The organism is Catenovulum adriaticum (assembly GCF_026725475.1).
In the GTDB taxonomy this organism is placed as follows: Bacteria; Pseudomonadota; Gammaproteobacteria; order Enterobacterales; family Alteromonadaceae; genus Catenovulum; species Catenovulum adriaticum.
In genome coordinates this window covers 1,068,681-1,093,565 of sequence record NZ_CP109965.1, presented here as the reverse complement: position 1 = coordinate 1,093,565, position 24,885 = coordinate 1,068,681, and the positions used below count along the sequence as shown (strand labels likewise).

Genomic DNA, 24,885 nt, shown 5'->3' with positions numbered 1-24,885 from the left:
CGGTAAAAGCCTAGCCTATCTAACTGCATTTTTTGAGCATACACTTGGCTATTCATTCACATTTTATAATCCTTTTTTGTTACTTAACTTGAAAATTCAATTTAGACCCTCAGTCTTATATTACAGCAACATTCATAGTACGAAAAAAGGAGCCGTTATGACAATGCACGTGATTGAAATGCCAGATTTAGGTATGGGGACCTTCCGCTTAGAAGGTAAAACAGCATATAACTCAGTTCGTATGGCCCTAGAAGTTGGATTTAGACATATTGATACTGCACAAATATATGGTAATGAAAAACAAATTGGCGAGGCAATTAAAGACAGCAATATACCTCGTGACGAATTATTTATCACCACTAAAGTATGGAACGATAATCTTAATAAAAAGAATTTTATTAAGAGCGTAAAAGAGAGCTTAGATAAATTACAAGTTGACCGAGTGGATTTGTTATTGATTCACTGGCCTGCCTCAACAACTGGCGACTCGATGAGTGAATACTTAACCGAACTCAAAAAAGCAAAAAATCAGGGACTGACAAAGCATATTGGGGTTTCTAATTTTACCATTGCGAATCTAAAAGAAGCGATGCAAACATTGGATAGCCGAGAAATTTTCACTAATCAAATTGAGGTTCATCCTTACTTAACAAACACTAAAATGCGTTCATTTTGTCAGCAACATGATATTCATGTAACAGCTTACATGCCATTTGCGGTGGGCAAAGCTTTAAAAGATGACGTTGTTATTGATATAGCAAACAAACATAAAGCAACGCCAGCACAAGTTATTTTAGCTTGGGTTAATGCCAATGGAATGACCACAATCCCTTCTTCAACTAAACGTGAAAACCTAAAAGATAATTTTGATGATTCAGTTAAATTAGATAAAGAGGATATTGATCGCATTGACGCGCTTGATCGCAGTGAACGTCAAGCCACCCCAGATTTTGCGCCAGATTGGGATGAATAAATACAAATAGCAATTTATCAATACTTTGATAATGCAATAAATATAGTAAGCATGCGGGTTCATGCTTACTATACAAAAGCAAACAAATAAAAGTTTGCTGAAATATAAATTTAGCAATAGGTATGCATATTTTTAGGGTTAGCTTTTTAATTATTAGCCTCACCTATTACCTATTTAGTAGCATCTTGTAATGTTTGTACATTGACTTACTAATAATTTTACCATTAGCTTCGCATACGCTTTCTAGCACGCCAGCTTGTCAACTTAAAGTTGCTAAATACCCAACCGAATTATACCAAACCAAATAATAATCGATCTCAGTTCCATTTAAGCATTGGAATTTATCATTTCATATTAATTAAACTAGCTTGATCGTGTCCACATTTCGAAACATAGAGCAAAGAAATAGAATTTAAAAAAGCTTCAAAATCGGCTACTAATCCACTCATATTGAGGCTAAATACTATACTAATGAGTATGATTCAGTGAACACTCTGAGGTTGTAATGCACGCTTGTTTATTAACAGTCAGAAAGCGGTTTTCAATTATACTAAGCATGATAGTTATGTTAATCCCCGCCTGTAGTTTAATGCCTGAACATTTAATTACCCGACAACGAAAACCAAATTTACCTATAACCATTGCTCAATTAAATTTACCTGACTCCCCAGTTAACGAAGCTCATTTTTTAACGGTGACACCACAAATGCAAGCTTTTGTTGATTCACTAAATTTAACAATGCTCAGCCCAGATAAAAAAGTAACAAAGATATATAATACTTTGTTTTATCAGAAAAACTATATTATTGATTACGATATGTTCACCACTTTAAATGCGGGTGACACTTTTGCCAAAAAGCGAGGGAATTGCTTATCATTAACGGCGATGATGGTTGCTTTAGGCCGTGCAGCAGGTTTAAAAAGTCAATTCAGGGAAAGCTCAGCAAAACCCGCTTGGTATTCTCACAATGGGTTGTTAGCAAAGCTATCACACATCAATACACTTATGCACAAAACCCGTCGAGTTTCCGTTATTGTCGATTTTAATGAAAAATCTTATGATTCGAAAAATATAGGTGTTATCTTAAATGACCAATTAGCAAAAGCCATGTATTTAAATAATGTCGCATCCGAAGCGTTAATTAAAAATGAGCTGGATTTGGCTTATTATTATTACCGACAAGCTATTTTGTTAGCACCTAATCAATCAGACATCTGGAACAATATGGGTGCGTTATTAAATCGCATTGAGCAATATGAATTATCCGAGTCTATTCTAAAATATGCAATTAAATTGGATCCTAAAAACTACAGTGTTTTAATAAACTTACAAAATTTATATCATAATACTCAGCAGTTTGAGCTTAAACGATCCGTTAAAAAAAGCATTCATACACTATATGCTGATAATCCTCATTATATAAAATCATTAGCTGAACGCGCATTGATTGAAGGTGATATGCAAAACGCTATTAGGTATATCAAACGTGCAAATCAGTTAAGTCCAAATTTAATTGACCCATCTAGTATTTACGTTAGTAACGATACCGAACAACTCCACTACCAATTATCACCTCAAAAATTTCACTAATTCAATGGACTAAATTCAAAAAAACCTCATTATATTTTACAAAAATCTAACTAAAAAATTTATTCATGACAATTTTTTTGCAATTAACCTATACAGATTTAACAAACAGAGAAAAACAAAAATAACAATTAAAACAGACAGTTAAACTAACTTCAATTTGCAATATACCGAGGTTAACCAAGTCTCGCTAAAAATAAAACAGATTAACTTAGTACATGTATTGCAGATGTTATTGAGTTGTTTTTATCTTTACAGGCTTATACTTTATTGTCATACTACATTTCTAATGTATATTAAATATATACTTGTCGTAATATTTGACCGACCTTCAGTTTTGAGCGCCTGGTCACAAAACATTAAATGATTGAATCTATGAAGTTTACTATCGCTAACAAAATTATCTTCGGCTTTACCGTTATCACCGCATTATTAGTTTTTATAGGAGTCTCTTCATTAACCAGTATTTCAGAAATCGCAAGCTCGACTAAAGAAATTACCCAACAAGCTTATCCAATGCAGCAAAGCAGCACAGAGTTGCAAAGTGTGACATACGCTATCAGTAAATTAAGCTTAAGCGGCTACCATGCAACCTCACTTAGTGAACTTAATTCAATTCAAAGCAAAACCCAAACCGAAGATCAAAGCTTTGAACAATATCTAACAAAATTAAACGCTTTAGATATTCAAGGCCACGCAAAACTCGGCGATATTGCCAGTCAGTATAAACAAGAAATCAGTAATGTATTTGCTCACCGTCAATCAAGTATTGAGGCTGAAGCTTCTATTAAAGATAAATCAATGGATATTGAAGATGCTGCTGATACCGCTTTATCACAACTTATCGACTTAATGGATTCTGGCGTGAACGACCAAGCTAGCCGAATTATCAAAGAAGGCGAATCAACTTTAGATGTATTATTAAATTATTTATACGACGTAGCTAACGTAAAAACGCTTGCCATGTTTAGCACTTACCAATCAGCCGTTAATACATATCTTTCTAATTTAACGGATAGCAGCCAGCGATTAAATACCACTATTATCGATAACCCTAACAGCTCTGAAGAAGCTAAAGAGTATGCTGAAGAATTTATTAATGCAGCACAACAAGTTGTTGATGCCTTTACATCAAACTCAGGGTTACTCAGCGCTAAAGAGAGCCAGCTAACATCAAATGAGCTCACGACTAATAGCCTACAAAATTCAGAAGAAAGCTTAATTAAACTGACTAATAGTTTAAAATCGCTTGCGAGCACGTCTGAAGCTTTTGTTGAAAATTCAGAACAAGAAATGCAAGAAAGCATTACCTCAGTAGAAATAAAAACCTTTGTCGTAATAGGCATTTCATTAGCACTCGCTATCGCTATTGCTATTACAGTATTGCGCAGTATTACTAAGCCACTTGAGCGTATTAACTTAGCATTATCTAACATTGCCATTGGTGACTTAAGCACCCGCTTAGACGACAGCAGTAACGATGAATTAGGTCAATTGGCACGCAGCTGTAACTTGGTTGTAGAGGGACTAAGAGACGTTATTAATGAAATTACATCAAGCTCTACTCAAACTGCATCAGCTGCTGAGCAAATGTCGACAATCACTACTAAAACGGCATCTGAAATCCAACGTCAAAAACTACAAGTTGACCAAATTGCCTCGGCAACTATGCAAATGAGCGCCGCTTCTGAATTAGTTGCCCGCTCTGCACAAGAGTCTTCAGAGCAAATTGAAATTGTGACATCTGAAGCTGAAAATGTCCGAGGAATCTCAGATTCTAACGCTGAAACCATCGAAAAATTAGCAGAAAAAATTGAGTCGGCTTCTACCGTAATTGACCAATTAAGTGCTAACACTGATGCGATTGGCGGCATATTAGATGTAATTCGAAGCATTGCAGAACAAACTAACCTACTCGCCCTAAACGCAGCCATTGAAGCAGCACGAGCAGGTGAGCATGGGAGAGGTTTTGCTGTTGTTGCTGACGAAGTTAGAACATTGGCAAGCCGAACACAGCAATCAACCAGCGAAATCCAAAACATGATTGAAGGCTTACAAAAAGGAACAGAAGAAGCGGTTGGCGTAATGCAAAGCAGTCGAAAACAAGCAATTGAAGTCGTTGGGTTAGCCAAACAATGCTCAGACGCCCTATTAAATATTTCAAGCGCGATTAGTACAGCTAATCAGAAGAGTTATGAAATATCCAGCTCTGCTAATGAACAAAACACCGTGAGTGAAGAAATTAATCAAAAACTCATGTCAATTGTCGAAATTGTCGAAAGCAATGCAGAAGGCGCATCACAAACCTCTGAATCGAGCAAAGAAGTTGCACACTTATCTGGACAGTTATTAAGCTCTGTACAGAAGTTTAAAATTTAATAATCTATATGTTGTAAAAAGAGAAGTCGTATGAAAAATAAGTTTTTATTCGCTAGTAGTTTATTCGTTGCATGTTTAAGTGTTAATTCGGCTCAGGCAAATGAGCTAGGTGTCACTATCTGCAAAAGTGTAATGAATAATGATAAACATGGTTTACGTTTGGCGTTACGCTCAGGCGGGTTTAAGTTACGTAGCCTATATAAAGATCTACGCTGTAACGATAAATCTCTAATTCAACTTGCGCTGGAAAGTAGTGCAAACGATGTTGGCAGTTATATTGTCAGTAAAGTCTCAAAGTCTACTTTAAAAGACGTTGATGATTTAGGTTGGGCTGAATCTAATGGCCACTCAGCCTCTCCTATTGTAGCTGAGCTAAAAGATCGCGTTAATTAAAGTTATAATTAACACCGCAAAGCAGGCTTAACTATATGTTTAGCATATGTTGGTCTGCTGCGTTTTACATTACTCCCCTCATCACAACCTAAGCATAAAAATACCGACAGTACTAGCTTCACGTCCCACTTACCCCAATAAGCGCCTCTCCTTCAATTGCCTTAAAAATATTGAGCAAAATAACTAAATGAAATGTGTCTGGAAAAATAAAAAATTGAACAAAAAATGACAATGTATGTAAAACTAAAAAACCCCGTAAGACAATGCCTACGGGGTTTTCAAAAGCTTCTGAGTTTCTATGAAACGTTCAGATATAGTCTTTTTCAGACTACATCATGCCGCCCATTCCACCCATACCGCCCATGCCACCCATATCAGGTGCTGCAGGCGCGTCATCTTGTGGTACGTCGGTAACCATAGCTTCAGTCGTTACCATTAAGCCAGCGACTGATGCTGCAAATTGTAATGCGCTACGAGTTACTTTAGTTGGATCTAAAATACCCGCTTCTAACATATCACCGTAAGTATCGTTACCTGCGTTGTAACCAAAGTTAGCTTCACCTTCTTTCACTTTGCTTACGACAACAGAGGCTTCTTCACCTGCGTTAGTAACAATTTGGCGCATTGGCGCTTCCATTGCGCGTAGCGCAACTTTAATACCATGGTTTTGGTCTTCGTTATCACCTGTTAATTCAGTGATTTTTGCTGCAACTCGAACTAATGCAACACCACCACCAGGTACCACACCTTCTTCAACCGCTGCGCGAGTTGCGTGAAGTGCATCTTCAACACGTGCTTTTTTCTCTTTCATTTCAACTTCAGTTGCTGCGCCAACTTTAATCACCGCAACACCACCAGCTAATTTAGCTAAGCGCTCTTGAAGCTTTTCTTTATCGTAGTCTGAAGTTGATTCTTCAATTTGGCCACGAATTTGAGTAACGCGAGATTGAATATTAGCTTCTTCACCTACGCCATCGATAATTGTTGTATTGTCTTTTGAAATAACAACACGCTTAGCTTGACCTAAATCTTCAAGTTCAGCTTTTTCTAACTCTAAGCCGATTTCTTCAGAGATAACGGTACCGTTTGTTAATACAGCAATATCTTGTAACATTGCTTTACGACGGTCACCAAAACCTGGTGCTTTAACCGCTGCTACTTTAACAATGCCACGCATGTTGTTAACAACTAAAGTTGCTAAGGCTTCGCCTTCTAAATCTTCAGCGATAATTAATAATGGTTTGCCAGCTTTAGCAACCGCTTCTAACGTTGGTAATAACTCACGAATGTTAGATACTTTTTTGTCCACTAATAAGATAAATGGGCTATCTAAATCAACTGTACCGTTTTCAGAGTTGTTGATGAAATAAGGTGATAAATAACCACGGTCAAATTGCATACCTTCAACAACGTCTAATTCGTTATGAAGTGCCTGACCTTCTTCTACAGTGATAACACCTTCTTTGCCAACTTTTTCCATTGCATTTGCAATGATTTCGCCAATTTCGCGATCAGAGTTTGCTGAGATAGTACCTACCTGAGCAATCGCTTTATTATCTGCACAAGGTTGTGATAATGCTTTTAATTCAGCTACAGCGGCAATCACAGCTTTATCAATACCACGTTTTAAATCCATTGGATTCATGCCCGCAGCAACTGCTTTTAAGCCTTCGTTTACAATTGATTGCGCTAATACAGTTGCAGTTGTTGTACCGTCACCTGCTTCATCATTCGCTTTAGACGCTACTTCTTTAACCATTTGTGCGCCCATATTTTCAAACTTGTCTTCAAGTTCGATTTCTTTCGCAACTGATACACCGTCTTTAGTGATCATTGGTGCGCCAAATGATTTGTCTAAAACAACGTTGCGGCCTTTAGGACCTAAAGTTACTTTTACTGCGTTTGCTAAAATATTCACGCCCGCTAACATTTTTACGCGTGCGTCTTCACCAAATTTTACGTCTTTTGCTGCCATGATTATAATTTCCTAAAATCTGTTAATGAATTGATAATATGAATAAAGAATTAAGCGTCAACTACGCCTAAGATATTTTCTTCTTTCATAATTAATACTTCTTCGCCGTCAATTTTTTCAGCTTTTTCGATATAGTTGCCAAACAGTACTGTTTCGCCAACTTTCACGTCTACCGCTTTAACTTGACCATTATCTAAAGTGCGACCGTTACCAACAGCCAATACTTCACCTTTAGATGACTTTTCTGCAGCACTGCCTGTTAACACGATACCGCCAGCTGATTTAGTTTCAACTTCCAAACGCTTTACGATAACGCGATCATTTAAAGGACGAATATTCATCTTCTCCATTCTCCTGAGAAATTAATTAACACTATTGTTGTTAGAAAAACCTGTACATTTTGAACAGGTAATTTTTAGATGTAAGATAAATGGGGTTGTATGAATGCAAAACAAGGGGAAAATAAAAAAAATTTTGTAATTTTTTATACTTTATATCGCTAAAAAAACAGCAGCCTGTTAAACATTATATAATCACAAGCTGCGTATAAGTTATTATTAGGCTAACCTAAATATTGTTCTATTTGGGCTTTCCATTCGGGTGATAAACCTTCTATTTGCAAGGCTTGTTCTAGCGTATCTAGGGATTCTGTTTTTTCCTGATGAAAATAAGCATAAAACAGGTCTTTTATTGAAATGCTATTTTGCTGCTTATGAATTAATTCAAACCGATCGCCAACTGAAATGTCACCACTTTCAACCACAGATAAATATAAGCCCGTTCGTAAAGACTGAGAAAACAATTTAGGCATATTGGCCAGTTCAAATTTAAGCCCTAATTTAAAACACGGAACTCTGGGTTGTGTAACTGACAAAACCGCTTCACCTAATTTAAAAGTGTCGCCTATATGTATCTCGTTTTCATCTAACAAAGAAATAGTCAAATTTTCACCAAAACTGCCATAAGGCAAAGCTGCTCGCTTTAATTTATTTTGCCAATATTCATAATGCTGATAGCCATAGGCATAAACCGCTTTGCTAAAACCACCATGATTTTTTAAATCAGCTTGCTCATCGCCTTCAATATGATCAGGCATGACTCTGACTGGTGAAGCAACAGGCTTTTTAAAAATTCCGGTTTCTATTTCTCGTTTGCCGTAAGGTAAGTTTCTTTTTTTAGACGTATTAATAGATAAAAGCTGCATGATAAATTCCTATTTAACCTTAATTCAGGTTAAGGTGTATTCTAACTATTTGGATTATATAAACTTATCTCTACGCATAGTTTCTAACGAGCATTTTCTTGCGTGGGCAAGGCAAATTCACGCGTCAATAGCTAGCCTATTGCAAGTGGATTTAACGCAGTCCCCGTGAAAAAAGGCCGTTTGAAACATATTCATTAAACCGAGTTGAGGTTATTTAATTTTTCAAGCACAAATTTATCATAGCAGCTTTTTTTAGCTTGTAACAGCCAAGCTATATCGATCATTTTAAAGCTAAAACTATGCGCTAATCCACAGCGATTATGTGTTAATTAATTGGGAAAAAAATAATGATAATTAAACGCCAATAATAAAATATTATAACCAAATTAAACTTTGTGATATTTATCTTAGCAGTTAAACTAAAATCGCCTTTTTCATTTTAATATTTATGTTTATGTCTGCTCATCATTTTTCTGCCCAAATCAAACATGCATTAAAACAAAATTTAATACCAGGTCTGGTTTTGCAACTGTTTGCTATCATAATTGTGCTTAGCTATTTTTATTTGCCTCAAGTTCATTATTTTTTTGCTCATCTAACAGAGTTAAGGCAAACGTATGGGATAGCTTTTGTATTTATTTCAACCGCTTTATTTGGCGGTTTTATTCCATTTTTATATTTATGGTTTAGTTCATCCTTTAAGCAAAATCAATCGATTGGACTTGTTGGTGTTTTTTATCTGATTTTTTGGGGAATAAAAGGCGTTGAGGTCAGTTTTTTTTATGAACTACAAGGCTACTTATTTGGTTACGAAAATAATTTAGCCACCATAGCTGTAAAAACCGCCGTTGATCAGTTTATTTATTCTGCTTTATGGGCGGTTCCAAGCATTAGCATCGCTTATCTTTGGATGGAAAATAGCTTTAGTTTAAAACAAACCCAGCTGCATATTAATAAGCATTTATTTACCAAAGTGATTCCTGTTGTGGTGCTATCAAATTGGATGGTTTGGATTCCGGCTGTTTCTATTGTTTATTTAATGCCTGCCGATTTACAAATAATGCTATTTAACTTAGTGCTGTGTTTTTGGGTACTCATGCTTGCCGTATTAAATGAAAACCCCGATCAAGATCCGCATTCAAGCTAAAACAAGTAAAGCTTACTCTTTAACGGGTGAATGTTAGTTTAGAATATAAAAATGCCTGCATAAGCAGGCATTTAATGTTAGTCGATGCAATTATTTATTGTGTATGCGCGAGTTTGTTTAAATTCAACTATTTAGTTTTTGCAGTTTTTAATTAAGTCATCAACCACACTCGGATCAGCCAAAGTACTGGTATCACCTAATTGATCATGCTCATTTGTTGCTATTTTACGTAATATACGGCGCATAATTTTACCGGAACGTGTTTTAGGTAAACCAAGTGCCCACTGTATTTTGTCCGGACAAGCAATTGGGCTTAAATCTGTTTTAACCCAGTCTCGGATTTGTTTAATAAGCTCGTCTGTCATTTCTACCCCTTCAACTGGGGTAATATACGCATATATCGCTTGGCCTTTAATATCATGCGGATAACCAACAACAGCAGCTTCAGCAATTGAAGTATGTGCAACTAACGAGCTTTCAATTTCTGCTGTGCCTAATCTGTGTCCAGAAACATTTAATACATCATCTACTCGGCCAGTGATCCAGTAATAACCATCTTTATCCCGTCTTGCGCCGTCGCCAGTAAAGTACATATTTTTGTAGGTACTGAAATATGTTTGCTCAAAACGCTCATGATCACCATATATTGTACGGGCTTGACCCGGCCAAGAATCTAGTATTGCTAAATTACCGCTTGCCTCACCTTCTAATATACGGCCGTCACTATTAACTAAAGCAGGTTTTATCCCAAAAAATGGTCGAGTGGCTGAGCCTGGTTTTAAATCAGTCGCACCCGGCAGTGGCGTAATCATAATGCCGCCAGTTTCAGTTTGCCACCAAGTATCAACAATAGGACATTGGCTGTTACCAATATTTTTGTAATACCATTCCCAAGCTTCGGGATTAATAGGTTCACCTACACTCCCTAAAATGCGTAAACTAGTCCGTTTGTTTGTTGCATAAGCTTCGTCGCCTTTCGCCATTAAGGCGCGGATTGCAGTGGGTGCTGTATATAAAATATTCACTTGGTGTTTATCGACCACGTCGCCAATTCGGGAAGCGGTTGGGTAAGTTGGAATACCTTCAAAAATAACTTGGGTCGCACCATTTGCTAGCGGCCCGTACACAATATAACTGTGTCCGGTAATCCAACCTACATCAGCGCCACACCAATATATATCGCCTTCTTGATAATCAAACACATATTTGTGGGTTAGCGCTGAATACAATAAATAACCGGCCGTGGTATGTAATAAACCTTTAGGCTGACCAGTGGAGCCTGACGTATATAAGATAAATAAAGGATCTTCAGATTTCATCACCTCAGGTTCACAAACCGCAGGCATGTCGTGTGTGAGCTCGTGTGCCCAAATATCTAATTTATCATCCCAGTTAATTTGGCTAGATAAATGTTTAAATACCAAACAATGTTCAATCGTTGTCACATCTTTTCTGGCAAGCGCTTCATCTACATTTTGCTTTAATGGAATCGAGCGCCCGCCTCTTTTGCCTTCATCAGCAGTTACAATCAATTTAGCATTGCAATTAACAATACGATCAGCAATAGCATTCGGTGAAAAGCCACCAAATATAACTGAATGCACCGCGCCAATACGTGCACAAGCCAACATAATATAAACGGCTTCACATATCATAGGCATATAAATCGCAACAGTGTCACCTTTGCCTACCCCTAATTTGCGTAATCCATTAGCTAATTTAGCGACTTCATCATGCAATTGCTGATATGTCACTTTTTGGTCTTGAGTTGGTTCATCCCCTTCCCAAATTAATGCCGTTTGATTTGCTTTTTGTGGCAAATGGCGATCAATACAATTAACACTGGCATTTAGCTCACCGCCTTCAAACCAATTAATAGAGACTTGATTGGGTTGGTACGATGTATTTTTTATTTTGTCAAAAGGGGTAAACCAATTGAGTCGCTTAGCTTGCTCTGCCCAAAATTGTTCAGGGTTGTCGATAGACTCTTGATATAAAGATTGATATTGCTCGTTAGTAAGCAAACTTTTCTCAGCCACTGATGGGCTTACTGGAAACACTGACTCTGACATAGGAGCTCCTTTTCTAATTGCTAGTCTTAAGTTTTTATAAATATTATTGTTAAATGATATTAACTTTTTTATTGCAAACTTGTCGATAGTAAAAATACTGAATATCCTCCCAAAAACGCACCAAAACAAGACCCCAAAATAGTGCAATGCATTGTTTTAGAACAATTTATCGAACAACTTTAACTTTTTAGTGCATAAGGATCCACATTGGTGATATTTCTGATATGATGCGCGCTTTTATGGTGAAAGGTGAATTTTTCAGCATAAAATTGCCCCAATTTGTTACAAAGTGGACTAATCTAAATAATGAAAAAAATTACGGCTATCATCAAACCCCATAAGCTAGATGAAGTTCGCTGTGCCCTAAGCGAAATCAATGTAACTGGGATGACAGTGACGGAAGTAAAAGGATTTGGCCGACAAAAAGGACATTTAGAGTTATACCGAGGCGCTGAATACACTGTAGAGTTTGTATTAAAAACAAAAATAGAAATTGTGGTTGAGTCACAAAATGTCGATTCAGTAATAGACACCATTGTGAATACAGCACGCACCCATAAAATTGGCGATGGCAAAATTTTTGTAGCGCCCGTTGAGCAAACCGTTCGAATAAGAACAGGCGAGCAAGGCGAAGACGCAATTTAATGACCCACCCTCAAAACTAAACTTATTAATACCACTATATAGGAAGCTAACCATGCGTTATTTACTAACAATACTCGCATTATTGCCTAGCATTAGTTTGGCAAATACCCAAGATACAGGCGATACCGCTTGGATCTTAACCTCAACTGCTTTGGTGTTATTTATGACACTACCCGGCCTATGCTTTTTTTATGCAGGCTTAGTACGCAGCAAAAACGTACTGTCGGTTTTAATGCAATGTTTTTCCATTGCCTGTGTCGCCTCACTTATATGGTTAATTGCTGGCTATAGCTTAGCTTTTGGCGAAGGCAATGGCTTTATTGGCGATTTTTCAAAAGCATTTTTAAATGGCGTCACTAAAGATTCCTTATCAGGCACTTTACCTGAACCTCTCTTTTTTATGTTTCAAATGACCTTTGCCATTATTACCCCAGCACTTATTGTGGGTGGTTTTGCTGAGCGAATGAAATTTTCTTCGGTTTTATTATTTTGCTCCGCATGGTTAGTGCTAGTTTACCTGCCAGTTTGTCACTGGGTATGGGGCGGCGGATGGCTGGCAGAAATGGGTATGTTAGATTTTGCGGGCGGTACAGTGGTACATATCACCGCAGGTGTAGCCGCATTAGTAGCCGCTTTAGTCATTAAAAACCGTAACGGTTATGGAACAGCATCCATGATCCCGCATAATTTAACAATGACTATGGGTGGTGCGGGTATGTTATGGGTTGGTTGGTTCGGCTTTAATGGCGGTAGCGCAGTTGCCGCTAACGGCGATGCAGCTATGGCGATGCTAGTTACTCATATATCTGCTGCAACTGGTGCATTAACTTGGATGGTAATTGAATGGATTAAATATGGTAAACCATCTGTACTGGGTGTTGTAACTGGTATGGTAGCAGGCTTGGGTACAATTACCCCGGCATCTGGTTACGTTGGTCCAGCAGCTGCGCTAATTATAGGTTTATTGGCAGGCATAATTTGTTTCTATTGCACCAATTTAATTAAACAAAAGTGGAAAATTGATGACTCGTTAGATGTATTTCCGGTACATGGTGTGGGTGGTATTTTAGGTACATTTTTAGCCGGTATTTTCTGCTCAACCGAGTTAGGCATATTTAGTGGCTATGGTTTTGGCGGCGATAACTCTAGCATTGCTGAACAACTACAAGTACAACTTATTGGCATTGGGGCGACGTTTGCTTATACCGCTGTCGTTAGCTTTATTTTATTGAAAATTGTAGGCCTGATTACCAAGGGTATTCGAGTTGAACGCGACGAAGAAATTCAAGGTTTGGATATTACCAGCCACGAAGAACGCGGTTATAACCTTTAATTAACCACTCAACCCTAATTTAAAAGCCCCGATTGGTTAAAACCAAACGGGGCTTTTTTGTTATCGCGCGAGCAAGCTTCGCGCCTACCTGAAATAAAAACGCTGGCATAAAAACCAAAGTAACGTAGATGCGCGCCCACGGCGCCTATCTAGCCTACGTTTGCTCTATTTCATCGAGTTTGACTTGTTCTATGGATTGGAATCGATTGGTAATTTTGCTGGCTGAGGTGTGGATTTGTTTCACATCATTAGCGGCCTGATCTATATGTCTTGCCAATTGATCGAAACGCCCCTGAAAACGATTAAAATCGCTCGATAGCTTAATTAAATGCTGCTGAATTACATGAACTTGCTGCCTAGTCGCTTCGTCTTTTAATACCGCTTTAGCTGTGGTTAATATCGCCATTAAAGTGGTGGGTGAGGTTAACCATACGCGCCTTTGCCAAGCAAATTCAACAATATCAGGATGGTAAGCATGAATTTCAGCAAAAACAGCTTCGGCAGGTAAAAATAAAATTGCGCTGTCTGAAGTTTCTTTTTCAATAATGTAACGCTCAGCAATATCTTGCACATGCTTTTTAACGTCAGCTTTAAATTGACGTTCAATCGCCTTTCGTTCAATCTCTGATATGCCGTCAGCCATCATACGTTGATAATTTTCAAGCGGAAATTTTGAATCTATCACTATATTGCCAGTCGGCTCTGGCAACTTTAATAAGCAATCGGCAATACGCCCGTTGGACAATTTAGCTTGTTTTTCAAATTGCTCTGATGCTAACGTGTTTTCAATTAAGTTATATAACTGAACTTCACCAAACGCACCACGGCTGCGTTTATCGGTTAATACATTTTGCAAACTCACAACATTACCAGATAGCTCTGAAATTTTCTGCTGAGCTTGATCAATCAAAGCTAAGCGCTTAAGAATATCATTAAAAGTTTTAACGGTATTTTCAAACCCTTCGCTCAATTTTTCGTTAACGCGATTCGATAACTTATCAAGCCGGCTTTCGGTAATATTAGCTAGCTCGCCCAATCTTTTGGAAACTGTTTCGCTTTGCTGGTGCACAGCTTTAGCCAGCTCTTGCCTATGCTCGGCATGATTGCGATTAATTAAATCAAGTAATTCAAGGTGGCTACGTGAGGCGCTTTGTTGAGACTGATGTTGCTGCTCTTGCAGTTTACTTTGTTGCTGATTTAGTCTTTGCTCTAGTGCACTAAATTGCTCATGCGTTTGGTTCATCAGCGATAAACGTAAATCAGTTAATTGGCTTTGTGCATTATTTTTATCAAGGTTCAATTGCTGTAGCTGACGGCGCTGACTAACCAGTAATAATACTAACCACAATTGAATAACGACACCACAAGCAATTAAGCCAAGTAATAACCAATTATATTCTGCAAACACAAGACCACACCAAACTGTATAAAATTACAGGTAATGTAGCATAATCTTATCATAATTAAAGTATTAACCGATTTTATTCATGCTCTAGCTCAACAACTAAATAAAGCAGATCACACTCTGAAATATGGTAGGTAGTATCTAGGAGAGCCATTATGTTAGAGCAAAATGTATTTTTCATCACGAAAAATTCAAGCTTACAGCGATGTAGTTGCCGCATTTTTGCGAAAATTATGGCTCATCCTTTAATCTTTGTCTGAAAATTATTCAAGTATGATTTTGCCCTGAACAACTAAGCTGGTAACTGAGTATTACGGCCACACCAAAAACCAACGGTTGCACAAATCAAATTACCCGCTGCACATAACCAAACAGCGCCCGACCAATCACCAATTTGAGTGTGTAAAAAGCCTGCCAACATAGGACCAAACGCGGCGAGTGAATAGCCAAAGCATTGCCCCATTCCAGATAACGCAGCTGCTTGTTGCGAATTTTGCGTACGGTAACTAATAAAAGACAAACCTAAAATAAAACAAGCGCCTGAACAAAAGCCAACAATCAAGGTAAATAAAAAAGCTAAACTTGGAAAATAAAATAAACTCAATGAACTGATAGCTGCAAGTAAAGCAATACCCACAGCAGGCGCACGTTGATCTTTTAATTTAGCCAGCAGTGGGACCAAAATTAACCCGGGTACGGCGGTCGCAATTAAAAAAACGCCATGCAAAACGCCTGCTTGCTCAGCAGAATGTCCACTTTCAATTAATATACTAGGCAGCCAACCCACAATAATATAAGTAAATAATGAGTTGCACCCCAAGTAAAAGGTCACTTGCCAAGCAAGCGCATAATGCCATATTTTAGCATTTGCTTTGGTTTGCACTAAATTTTGTGTGGGCGGCGTTTTTTGATTTAATTGAGGCAACCAAAATAAAATGGCAATCACGACAACTATTGAAAACAAAGCTAAAGATATTTGCCAGCCAAACTCATTAAATTCAGCCAATGGGATCACTAAAGCCGAAAAACCACCGCCAACTATCCCCATTGAAAGCACATAAATAGAAGTCATTATTGCCACTTTTTGAGGAAAATCTCGTTTAATTAAACTAGGCAGTAAAACATTACCAATCGCAATCCCTACCCCAATAATACCAGTACCAATAAATAATACAGATTGAAAATTAAATACGCGTGAAAAACAGCCTAAACCAATAAAAATAAGCGCGATCAGTAACGATATTTCTAAGCCTAACCTTTTTGCAAGCATCGCTGCTAAGGGAGAGGCAATCGCAAATGCAATAAGGGGTAAAGTAGTTAACAAACCGGCTTGTGAGGCAGTTAAATTAAAGTGGCCTATTACCTGCTCTAAAACGGGTGCTATCCCGGTGATTGGCGCTCTTAATGTTGTCGCAATCAGCACTATCCCAACCACTAATACCATGGTTTTAATGGTGTTCGATTTTAATTGAGCTGGGGATTGGCTTTGGGTTTGTTGCAAAGTCGACCTCTAAAATAAATACGCGTAAAAACAATCTGCTATTATAAAATAAGTTAAAGCCTTATAATTTAGAAATAATGACATTAAATCACTAAATACAGACAAATGGTCTTAGATTATTATTTAAATTGGGGTGACTTACAGCACTTTGAAAACATGCCTCAACCGCTCGTTGCCAAAGCTGAGCGAAACCAATATGAAACCGAATTGCCTTTACACTCCCATACCAAAGGGCAATTGATTGTTGTGCTGGGCGGATATGTTACTTGTGAGGTAGATTCAAATTTGTGGATGGTGCCCACCAATAACGCAATTTGGATTCCAGCTAAGACAATTCATACCAACCGAACGCCCGTGCATGCAAATTTATGTCATGTATATATTCAACCTGATCTGCATGGTTTACCCAATAAAACCTGCACTATTGCTATTACTCCGGTTGTGAAAGAACTGATTTGCCATTTCGCCAGTTTAAATCAACATTATCAAGCTAACAGTTCAACTGACCGCATTGCTCAAGTCATTTTTGATTTATTGTTAGAAATGCCTGTACAAAGGTTTAACTTTCCGCAATCTAAACACCCACTAATTCAATTAATGGCTAAACAGCTTTGGTACAAGCCAGATAACCGAAAAACCTTAACACAATGGGCGACAGAGCTTGCGATAGGTGAACGAACATTAGCGCGGCTAATTAAAAAAGAAACAGGCATGAGCTTTGGTAAATGGCGTAGCCAAATGCATATCATTATTGCATTGCAAAAGCTTGAGCAAAAATACAGTGTGCAACAAATATCAGATAGCTTAGGCTACGACTCTGTCAGCGCTTTTATAACCATGTTTAAAAAAGCGCTTGGGCTGTCACCTAAAAAATATATCGCGCAAATTAATCATTAAGCTTTACCATTTTTAAGTTTTATTACTTTAGTGTACATCACCTCAACTCGGTTTAATAAATATGCTTCGCTGAACTAATTTACAGCAACTCATTATAGTGTGAATTGGGCTAATCTAAATAATTTTCGTTTAAAACGTAAAAAGCCTGATAAACATCAGGCTTTTAAACTAAAAATAACTGAAAAAACTTAGTTAAATAATTCGGTTTTCATTAAGCATTTGCTGCTTTTTCGCTTCTTTTTCCAGCTTAGCTTTACGTCTGTCGCATGGGTTATCACAGTCGCAGGCTTTTTCAACACCTATTGCCCCTAAGCCCCCACAACTACCCGAGATTGATTTTTTCTGAACCAAAAAACCAACTGACATAGCAACAACAACAATTAAAAAAATACCAAATGCTAATAAAATAGTTGTCATGATAAAGCTCACTTCATATAAGGTTTAAATTGCTCTGTGTATAATACATCAAAGCCTGTATCAGATTTTACCACCAGATATACCGCAAGATCATGCATTTTTGCAAAATCAAATGCTTTTTCCGGGCCCATAACGTTAAGTGCAGTTGCCAGTCCATCTGCTTCCATACAAGTTGAGGTAATAACTGAAACTGAAACTAATTTATGATTAATCGGCTTAAATGTGGTTGGATCAATGGTATGCGAAAAGCGCACACCGTCTTGCTCAAAATAATTACGATAATCACCTGACGTCGCCAATGCGTTATCACCCGGTTCAATCACCTGTTGAACTGCACGATCAAAACTTTCTGGCTTTTCAATCGCAATACGCCAATTTTCACCGTTTAGCTTTTGGCCTTTTAAGCGCATCTCACCGCCGATTTCCACCAAGTAATCAGCAACACCCACTGACTCTAAATGATCAGCCACTTGATCCACACCAAAACCTTTAGCAATTGCCGATAAATCTACATAGACCTTGGGATCAGATTTGGTTAAATGACCTTGATCATAAGTTAATTTGTCTAACCCAATATGTGTTTTGATAGATTCAACTTTGCTGTCTGAAGGTACTTTATTAGGCCGACCATCAGGCCCAAAGCCCCAAAGATTAACCAATGGGCCAACCGTAACATCTAACGCGCCATGCGTTTGCATTCCAATATCTATTGCTTTGCTAATCACTTTGGCGGTCTCAGCAGATAAAGCCACAGCATCAGTAGACGTATTTTGGTTGAACAAACTGAGTTCAGAATCTGACTGATAAGTCGACATTTTGTTATTTACATCAACTAAAATGGCGTCTATATCAGCTTGAAGCTGAGTTTTATCGATTTGATTAGATTTACCAACGAGCGTGACATGATAAGTTGTGCCCATGGTTCGACCTTGCAATGCAAGCGTTTCGAATTCATTTTGCTTCGTACAAGAAACAAAAAAGGCCAGCGCAATAAGCGCTAGCCATATTTTATTAAACATCTTCATTCAAAGAAATCCGATTAACCACCAAAGTCATCAAGCAAGATGTTTTCATCTTCAACACCTAAGTCTTTCAACAAGTTGATAACTGCGCTATTCATCATTGGAGGACCACACATGTAGAACTCACAATCTTCTGGCGCTTCGTGATCTTTAAGATAATTATCATATAACACTGTGTGGATGAAGCCTGTGTAACCTTCCCAGTTATCTTCTGGTTGTGGATCACTTAAAGCAACATGCCATTCAAAATTATCGTTTTCTTCTGCAAGCATATCGAAATCTTCAACATAGAACATTTCGCGGCTTGAACGCGCACCATACCAGAATGACATTTTACGTTTTGATTTTAATCGACGTAATTGGTCAAAAATATGTGAACGCATTGGCGCCATACCAGCACCACCACCAACAAAGACCATTTCAGCATCTGTTTCTTTAGCGAAGAATTCACCAAACGGACCAGAAATTGTCACTTTATCACCTTCTTTCAAGCTCCAAATATAAGAAGACATGATACCGCAAGGTAATGACAAGTTATTTGGCGGCGGAGTCGCGATACGAACGTTAAGCATAATAATACCCTCTTCTTCAGGGTAATTAGCCATTGAATACGCACGGATCGTTTCATCGTCAACTTTAGATTCTAACTTGAAGAAACCAAAACGCTCCCAGTCAGGACGATATTCGTCAGGAATATCAAAATCTGCATATTTAACGTGGTGAGCTGGCGCTTCAATTTGAATATAACCACCTGCACGGAAAGGAACAGATTCACCATCAGGAATTTGTAGCTTAAGTTCTTTGATGAAAGTAGCTTTGTTATCGTTAGAAATAACTTCACATTCCCACTTTTTAATCCCAAAGATTTCTTCTTCAAGCTCAATTTTCATATCGTTTTTAATTGACACTTGGCAAGACAAACGACAGCCTTCGCGCGCTTCACCTTTAGTAATGTGATCAAGTTCGGTTGGTAAAATATCCCCACCGCCGTCTTTCACATCAACACGGCATTGGCCACAAGAGCCGCCGCCACCACAAGCAGATGAAACAAAAATACCCGCATTTGCTAAAGCGCCTAATAATTTATCGCCTGGCTTAGCGGTAATTGCTTTGTCTGGATCATCATTGATCAAAATAGTGACATCGCCACTACTGACTAATTTTGATTTGGCAAACAAGATGATAGCAACAAGCGCTAACACCATTGCGGTAAACATACCTACGCCTAAAATAATTTCTTGCACGGTTTATTCCTCTAATTGCTCTGGATTTACAGCGACACGCCAGAGAATGACATAAAGCCTAAACCAATCAGGCCAACTGAGATAAAGGTAATCCCTAAACCACGTAAGCCATGTGGAATATCAGCATACTTTAACTTTTCACGAACAGCTGCAAGTGCAGTAATAGCAAGTGCCCAACCGACACCACTACCAATACCAAAGACCACACTTTCGCTGAAGTTATAGTTTTTCTCAACCATGAAGGCAACACCACCAAAGATTGCACAGTTAACTGTAATCAATGGTAAGAAAATACCTAATGCGTTGTATAAAGCTGGAAAGTACTTATCTAAAGACATTTCTAAGATTTGTACCAATGCCGCAATTACACCGATAAAGGTTAAGAATTTTAAGAAGCTTAAGTCAGCATCTGGGAAACCAGCCCAAGCTAATGCACCGGGTGCTAATAGGTTTGAATAAACCACTTGGTTAACAGGTACCGCAATACCTAGTACTACAATAACTGCAACACCTAAACCAAATGCAGTTGTTACTTTCTTAGATACCGCCAAGAAGGTACACATACCTAAGAAGAAAGATAATGCTAAGTTTTCAATAAAAACCGCACGGACAAACAAACTAATATAATGTTCCATAACGTCCTCTTACTTCTCTATCTGTTCTTTACGGAAAGTACGTAAAACCCAGATAAATCCGCCAATAATGAAGAATGCACTTGGTGGCATTAATAACAAGCCCATAGGTTGATACCAACCACCGTTTGAAACTAGTGGTAAAATTTCAAAGCCAAATAAGCTGCCAGAACCAAATAATTCACGGATAACGCCAACAGTTAATAACACAAAGCTATAACCTAAACCGTTACCAATACCATCTAAGAAACTCATAAATGGTGGACTCTTCATTGCGTAAGCTTCAGCACGACCCATTACAATACAGTTGGTAATAATCAAACCAACAAAAACAGATAACTGTTTTGCGATATCGTAAGCATATGCTTTTAAGATTTGGTCAACCACGATTACGAGTGAAGCAATGATTGTCATTTGAACAATAATACGCACACTAGAAGGAATGTGATTACGGATTATAGAGATAAATAAACTTGAAAACGCAGTAACCAAGGTAAGTGCTATACACATTACCGCTGTCGTTTCCATTTTACTGGTAACCGCTAACGCAGAACAAACACCCAAAATTTGCAGAGCAATTGGGTTATTCGCGAAAATCGGGCCAAATAAAACCTCTTTAGTTTCTTTAGAAAAGGCCATGTTTATGCTCCTTGACGCTGTTTTTCAAGATAAGTTTTAAAGCCTAACTCACCCATCCAAAAATCAAATGTGTATTGAACACCATTACCGGTTAATGTTGCACCTGATAAGCCATCAACTTTATGCTTTGACTCTTTCGGCGCTTCACCTTTAATGATCTTAATTGCCATTTCACCATCGTCGTTGTAAATTTCTTTACCAACCCAAATTGATTTCCATTTAGGATTTTCAATTTCAGCACCTAAGCCGGGTGTTTCACCTTGCTCATAATAGTTTAAGTTGATAATAGTATTAGCATCAGGCTTAACCGCTACAAACGCATACATAGTTGACCATAAACCATAACCATGTACGGGTAAAATGTAGCTTAAAAATTCGCCTGAATCATCTTTTGCTAAATAAACTAAAGCTTTATTTGAACGACGTTTAATACTGGCAACATCTTGCTCACCGGTTAAATTGATTGAATGCTCAGGATCTTTTGAACGAGCACGCTGATCAAAGTTTGATGCATCAATATCTTCAACATATTCACCGGTATCTAAATCAACAACTTTAGCCGTAATTAAATTTTGATAAGTTTGTTGAATCACATCTGGTGTTGCATTATCCGGTAATAAATTAGCAGCAACTAAAATATTTTTTTGTTTATCTAATACTCGGTTTTCGGCCTGTTTAGGTTTTAAAGATACCGCAGTACCCGCAACGATTATCGCGCAAACTAAACATAATAAAATAACAACCGTCAACGTTTTGCTGATTGAATCATTTCCTTTAGACATTACGTGCTAACCTCCGCTTGATGTTTGCTTGCACAACAAAGTGGTCAAATAATGGCGCGAATACGTTGGCAAATAAGATAGCTAACATCATACCTTCTGGGTATGCTGGGTTAACAACACGGATCATAACCACCATAAAGCCAATTAAAATACCGTAAGCAAATTTACCTTGGTTCGTAAATGAAGCAGATACAGGATCGGTTGCCATAAACATCATACCAAATGCAAAACCACCTACCACTAAATGCCAATACCAAGGCATTGCAAATAACGGGTTGCTATCACTACCAATTAAGTTAAACATCGTACTGAAAATAACTAAACCAGCTAGTGTACCAGCGACGATTCTCCATGACGCGATACGGAAATAGATTAACGCTAAACCGCCAATCAAAATCATTAAGGTAGATACTTCACCAACAGAACCTGCGATGTTACCGTAAAAAGCGTCCCACCACTGAGCCGTAATACCGTAATCTAAGCTACCCGTGTAAGCTTGGCTTAATAAAGTTGCGCCGGTAAAACCATCAGCTGCAACCCAAACCGCATCACCTGAAATTTGAGCAGGATAAGCAAAGAATAAAAAGGCACGACCCGCTAATGCAGGGTTTAAGAAGTTACGGCCTGTACCACCAAAAACTTCTTTACCAATAACGACACCAAATGTAATACCTAAAGCAACTTGCCATAATGGAATGGTTGCAGGCAAAATAAGTGCGAATAATACAGAGGTAACAAAGAAACCTTCGTTAACTTCATGTTTACGGATTGATGCGAATAAAACTTCCCAAAAACCGCCCACAATAAAAGTGACCGCATAAATTGGTAAGAAGAACATAGCACCGTAGAGCATCATGCTGCCCCAACCGGTTGATTCAGCACCTAGTTGACCACCAAGCGCGGTAAATAAGTCAGTTCTCCAGCCTTCAGCTAAAGCGCCGCCGGCATCTAGTGCCATATCAGCTTGTAAACCAACATTATACATACCATAAAACATAGCTGGAAATGTCATCATCCAAACTAAAATCATGATACGTTTTAAATCGATACTATCACGTACGTGAGTTGCACCTTTAGTTACTAAACCTGGGGTATAAAAAATAGTTGCAGCTGCTTCATATAAAGCATAGAACTTTTCGTATTTACCGCCGGCTTCGAATTGAGGTTCAATTTTTTCTAAATATGACTTTAAGCCCATAATTAGCCCTCCTTCTCGATTTGCGTTAAACGATCACGCAAGATCGAACCATACTCGTACTTACCCGGACAAACGAAGGTACATAAAGCTAAATCTTCTTCGTCTAATTCCAAGCAACCTAATGCCTGCGCCGAATCTAAATCACCCGCAATTAAATCACGTAATAATAAAGTCGGTAAAATATCTAAAGGCATAACACGCTCATAGTTGCCAATTGGCACCATAGCTCGGTCCGAACCACGAGTAGTGGTTGTAAAGTTAAATAACTTTTTAGGACTTAAATGCGATAAGTACGCACGTGTCACAGAGAACATATCTGAACCCGGCATTACCCAGCCAAACAATTCTTTTTCTCGGCCTTCAGGCAATACTGATACTAAACTAGTATAACGACCTACATAAGCATGCGGACCATTGGCTTTAAAGCCAGCTAATACAGAACCAGAAATCACACGTTGTTCGCCATCGGCTAATTCACCAGCAGTTAGCTCTTCAATTGAAGCACCCACTACGGTTTTAATTAAACGTGGATTTTTAACAGAAGGACCCGCTAAGGCAATCACTCGTTCAGTGCTTAATTGACCTGTTGTAAACAACAAACCAAAAGCAATTACGTCTTGATACCCAATGTGCCAAACTGATTTTTCCATGCTGACAGGATCTAAGAAGTGAATATGTGTACCCACTAAGCCTGCTGGATGGCCGCCTGCGAATTCTTGTACATCTACGTTAGCGGCTTCAGGAATTTTAGCGCCTGGTGCTTTACATAAAAATACTTTACCCGCTAATTTTGATAACAAAGCTAAACCATCTTTGAAGGCTTGCTCTTGTTCACCAATAATCACTTCAGGATTGGCTGCAAGTGGATTGGTGTCCATCGCAGTGACAAAAATTGAAGATGGGGTCGAATCGATAGCAGCTACTTTACTGAATGGGCGAGTTCTTAAAGCTGTCCATAAACCAGATTCGACTAAAGTGTCGACTACTTTTTGGCGCTCTAAGTTAGCTAACTCTGAAGATGCTACTTTATCAAAAGTAATCTCTTCATTACCTTGTACTTCAATCACAACGGATTGCAATACACGTTTAGCCCCACGATTGACTTCTTTAACTATCCCTGCAGCTGGTGCAGTAAATTTAACACCGGGATTCTTTTTATCTACAAAAAGAACCTGCCCTTTTTTTACAACGTCGTCTACACGAACGTGCATTGTAGGGCGCATGCCGATGTATTCTTCACCAAGGATAGCAACTTTAGTTACGGCTTTGCCGCTAGATATTGCTTGTTGTGGTGTGCCAGAAACTGGAACATCCAAGCCTTTCTTGATAGTTATCATACTCATTGCACTTAGTTTTAAGGTTTAAAACGAAAAAAATAAAGAAAGTGTTGCCTCATTTTTCGCACTTATATATCGGCAAAAAATGAAAAAATAATTCGT

At 38.1% G+C, this 24,885-nt stretch carries 22 protein-coding genes; 8 read left to right on the top strand and 14 right to left on the bottom strand.

Annotation, left to right across the window (positions count from 1 at the left end; all coding sequences use genetic code 11):
- Positions 1–157 precede the first annotated feature (157 nt).
- From dkgB to OLW01_RS04920, 4 genes are all read left to right on the top strand, one after another.
- Positions 158–973 (top strand): 2,5-didehydrogluconate reductase DkgB, encoded by an 816-nt coding sequence (gene dkgB, locus OLW01_RS04935; RefSeq protein ID WP_268075619.1) that lies wholly within the window; start codon positions 158–160, stop codon positions 971–973.
- 565 nt (positions 974–1,538) lie between these two features.
- Positions 1,539–2,564, top strand: coding sequence for a transglutaminase domain-containing protein (locus OLW01_RS04930; protein WP_268075618.1), 1,026 nt, complete (start codon positions 1,539–1,541; stop codon positions 2,562–2,564).
- A gap of 372 nt (positions 2,565–2,936) precedes the next feature.
- Positions 2,937–4,940 carry a methyl-accepting chemotaxis protein gene (locus tag OLW01_RS04925; protein ID WP_268075617.1) on the top strand — a complete coding sequence of 668 codons (2,004 nt, stop codon included), beginning with the start codon at positions 2,937–2,939 and terminating at the stop codon, positions 4,938–4,940.
- A 30-nt stretch (positions 4,941–4,970) separates the two neighbouring features.
- On the top strand, positions 4,971–5,333 hold the full coding sequence (locus OLW01_RS04920) for a DUF3718 domain-containing protein (RefSeq protein WP_268075616.1): 363 nt from the start codon (positions 4,971–4,973) through the stop codon (positions 5,331–5,333).
- A 328-nt stretch (positions 5,334–5,661) separates the two neighbouring features.
- Here the strand turns inward: OLW01_RS04920 and groL are convergent, their stop codons facing one another.
- The 3 genes from groL to OLW01_RS04905 form a co-directional block, all read right to left on the bottom strand.
- Complete coding sequence (groL, locus tag OLW01_RS04915; protein WP_268075615.1) at positions 5,662–7,308, bottom strand: chaperonin GroEL; 1,647 nt, start codon at positions 7,306–7,308, stop codon at positions 5,662–5,664.
- 50 nt (positions 7,309–7,358) lie between these two features.
- Complete coding sequence (locus tag OLW01_RS04910; protein WP_268075614.1) at positions 7,359–7,649, bottom strand: co-chaperone GroES; 291 nt, start codon at positions 7,647–7,649, stop codon at positions 7,359–7,361.
- A 221-nt stretch (positions 7,650–7,870) separates the two neighbouring features.
- The gene (locus tag OLW01_RS04905) at positions 7,871–8,512 is read right to left on the bottom strand and encodes an MOSC domain-containing protein (RefSeq protein ID WP_268075613.1); all 642 of its coding nucleotides are present in this window, start codon (positions 8,510–8,512) and stop codon (positions 7,871–7,873) included.
- Between the two features lie 454 nt (positions 8,513–8,966).
- On the opposite strand from OLW01_RS04905, the gene OLW01_RS04900 reads away from it, so the two are divergent.
- Complete coding sequence (locus tag OLW01_RS04900; protein ID WP_268075612.1) at positions 8,967–9,659, top strand: hypothetical protein; 693 nt, start codon at positions 8,967–8,969, stop codon at positions 9,657–9,659.
- A 131-nt stretch (positions 9,660–9,790) separates the two neighbouring features.
- On the opposite strand, the gene acs is transcribed toward OLW01_RS04900, so the two are convergent.
- Entirely contained in the window at positions 9,791–11,731 is a 1,941-nt protein-coding gene (gene acs / locus OLW01_RS04895; protein ID WP_268075611.1) for an acetate--CoA ligase, read from the bottom strand.
- A 306-nt stretch (positions 11,732–12,037) separates the two neighbouring features.
- On the opposite strand from acs, the gene OLW01_RS04890 reads away from it, so the two are divergent.
- Both OLW01_RS04890 and OLW01_RS04885 read left to right on the top strand, forming a co-directional pair.
- Positions 12,038–12,376 (top strand): P-II family nitrogen regulator, encoded by a 339-nt coding sequence (locus OLW01_RS04890; RefSeq protein ID WP_268075610.1) that lies wholly within the window; start codon positions 12,038–12,040, stop codon positions 12,374–12,376.
- A gap of 52 nt (positions 12,377–12,428) precedes the next feature.
- Positions 12,429–13,709, top strand: coding sequence for an ammonium transporter (locus OLW01_RS04885; protein WP_268075609.1), 1,281 nt, complete (start codon positions 12,429–12,431; stop codon positions 13,707–13,709).
- 154 nt (positions 13,710–13,863) lie between these two features.
- Here OLW01_RS04885 and OLW01_RS04880 read toward each other — a convergent pair whose 3' ends face one another.
- Positions 13,864–15,117 carry a DNA recombination protein RmuC gene (locus OLW01_RS04880; RefSeq protein WP_268075608.1) on the bottom strand — a complete coding sequence of 418 codons (1,254 nt, stop codon included), beginning with the start codon at positions 15,115–15,117 and terminating at the stop codon, positions 13,864–13,866.
- A 289-nt stretch (positions 15,118–15,406) separates the two neighbouring features.
- A complete protein-coding gene (locus OLW01_RS04875) occupies positions 15,407–16,558 on the bottom strand; it encodes an MFS transporter (RefSeq protein WP_268076151.1) in 1,152 nt (383 codons plus the stop codon).
- Positions 16,559–16,720: 162 nt separating this feature from the next.
- On the opposite strand from OLW01_RS04875, the gene OLW01_RS04870 reads away from it, so the two are divergent.
- Positions 16,721–17,512, top strand: coding sequence for an AraC family transcriptional regulator (locus OLW01_RS04870; RefSeq protein WP_268075607.1), 792 nt, complete (start codon positions 16,721–16,723; stop codon positions 17,510–17,512).
- A gap of 192 nt (positions 17,513–17,704) precedes the next feature.
- Here OLW01_RS04870 and nqrM read toward each other — a convergent pair whose 3' ends face one another.
- From nqrM to OLW01_RS04830, 8 genes are read right to left on the bottom strand one after another with little or no spacing between them, the layout of a single operon-like run.
- Positions 17,705–17,929 carry a (Na+)-NQR maturation NqrM gene (gene nqrM / locus OLW01_RS04865; protein WP_268075606.1) on the bottom strand — a complete coding sequence of 75 codons (225 nt, stop codon included), beginning with the start codon at positions 17,927–17,929 and terminating at the stop codon, positions 17,705–17,707.
- Positions 17,930–17,937: 8 nt separating this feature from the next.
- Positions 17,938–18,954: an FAD:protein FMN transferase gene (locus tag OLW01_RS04860; protein ID WP_428980174.1), complete on the bottom strand. Its 1,017-nt coding sequence runs from the start codon at positions 18,952–18,954 to the stop codon at positions 17,938–17,940.
- A gap of 14 nt (positions 18,955–18,968) precedes the next feature.
- Positions 18,969–20,195 carry an NADH:ubiquinone reductase (Na(+)-transporting) subunit F gene (nqrF, locus tag OLW01_RS04855; RefSeq protein ID WP_268075605.1) on the bottom strand — a complete coding sequence of 409 codons (1,227 nt, stop codon included), beginning with the start codon at positions 20,193–20,195 and terminating at the stop codon, positions 18,969–18,971.
- Between the two features lie 26 nt (positions 20,196–20,221).
- Positions 20,222–20,830, bottom strand: coding sequence for an NADH:ubiquinone reductase (Na(+)-transporting) subunit E (gene nqrE / locus OLW01_RS04850; RefSeq protein ID WP_268075604.1), 609 nt, complete (start codon positions 20,828–20,830; stop codon positions 20,222–20,224).
- 9 nt (positions 20,831–20,839) lie between these two features.
- Positions 20,840–21,466 carry an NADH:ubiquinone reductase (Na(+)-transporting) subunit D gene (locus OLW01_RS04845; protein ID WP_268075603.1) on the bottom strand — a complete coding sequence of 209 codons (627 nt, stop codon included), beginning with the start codon at positions 21,464–21,466 and terminating at the stop codon, positions 20,840–20,842.
- Between the two features lie 2 nt (positions 21,467–21,468).
- On the bottom strand, positions 21,469–22,248 hold the full coding sequence (locus OLW01_RS04840; RefSeq protein ID WP_268075602.1) for a Na(+)-translocating NADH-quinone reductase subunit C: 780 nt from the start codon (positions 22,246–22,248) through the stop codon (positions 21,469–21,471).
- Complete coding sequence (locus tag OLW01_RS04835) at positions 22,241–23,446, bottom strand: NADH:ubiquinone reductase (Na(+)-transporting) subunit B (protein ID WP_268075601.1); 1,206 nt, start codon at positions 23,444–23,446, stop codon at positions 22,241–22,243. Before OLW01_RS04835 ends, OLW01_RS04840 begins: the two co-directional genes overlap by 8 nt.
- 2 nt (positions 23,447–23,448) lie before the next feature.
- On the bottom strand, positions 23,449–24,783 hold the full coding sequence (locus tag OLW01_RS04830) for a Na(+)-translocating NADH-quinone reductase subunit A (protein WP_268075600.1): 1,335 nt from the start codon (positions 24,781–24,783) through the stop codon (positions 23,449–23,451).
- Between the last annotated feature and the right edge of the window lie 102 nt (positions 24,784–24,885).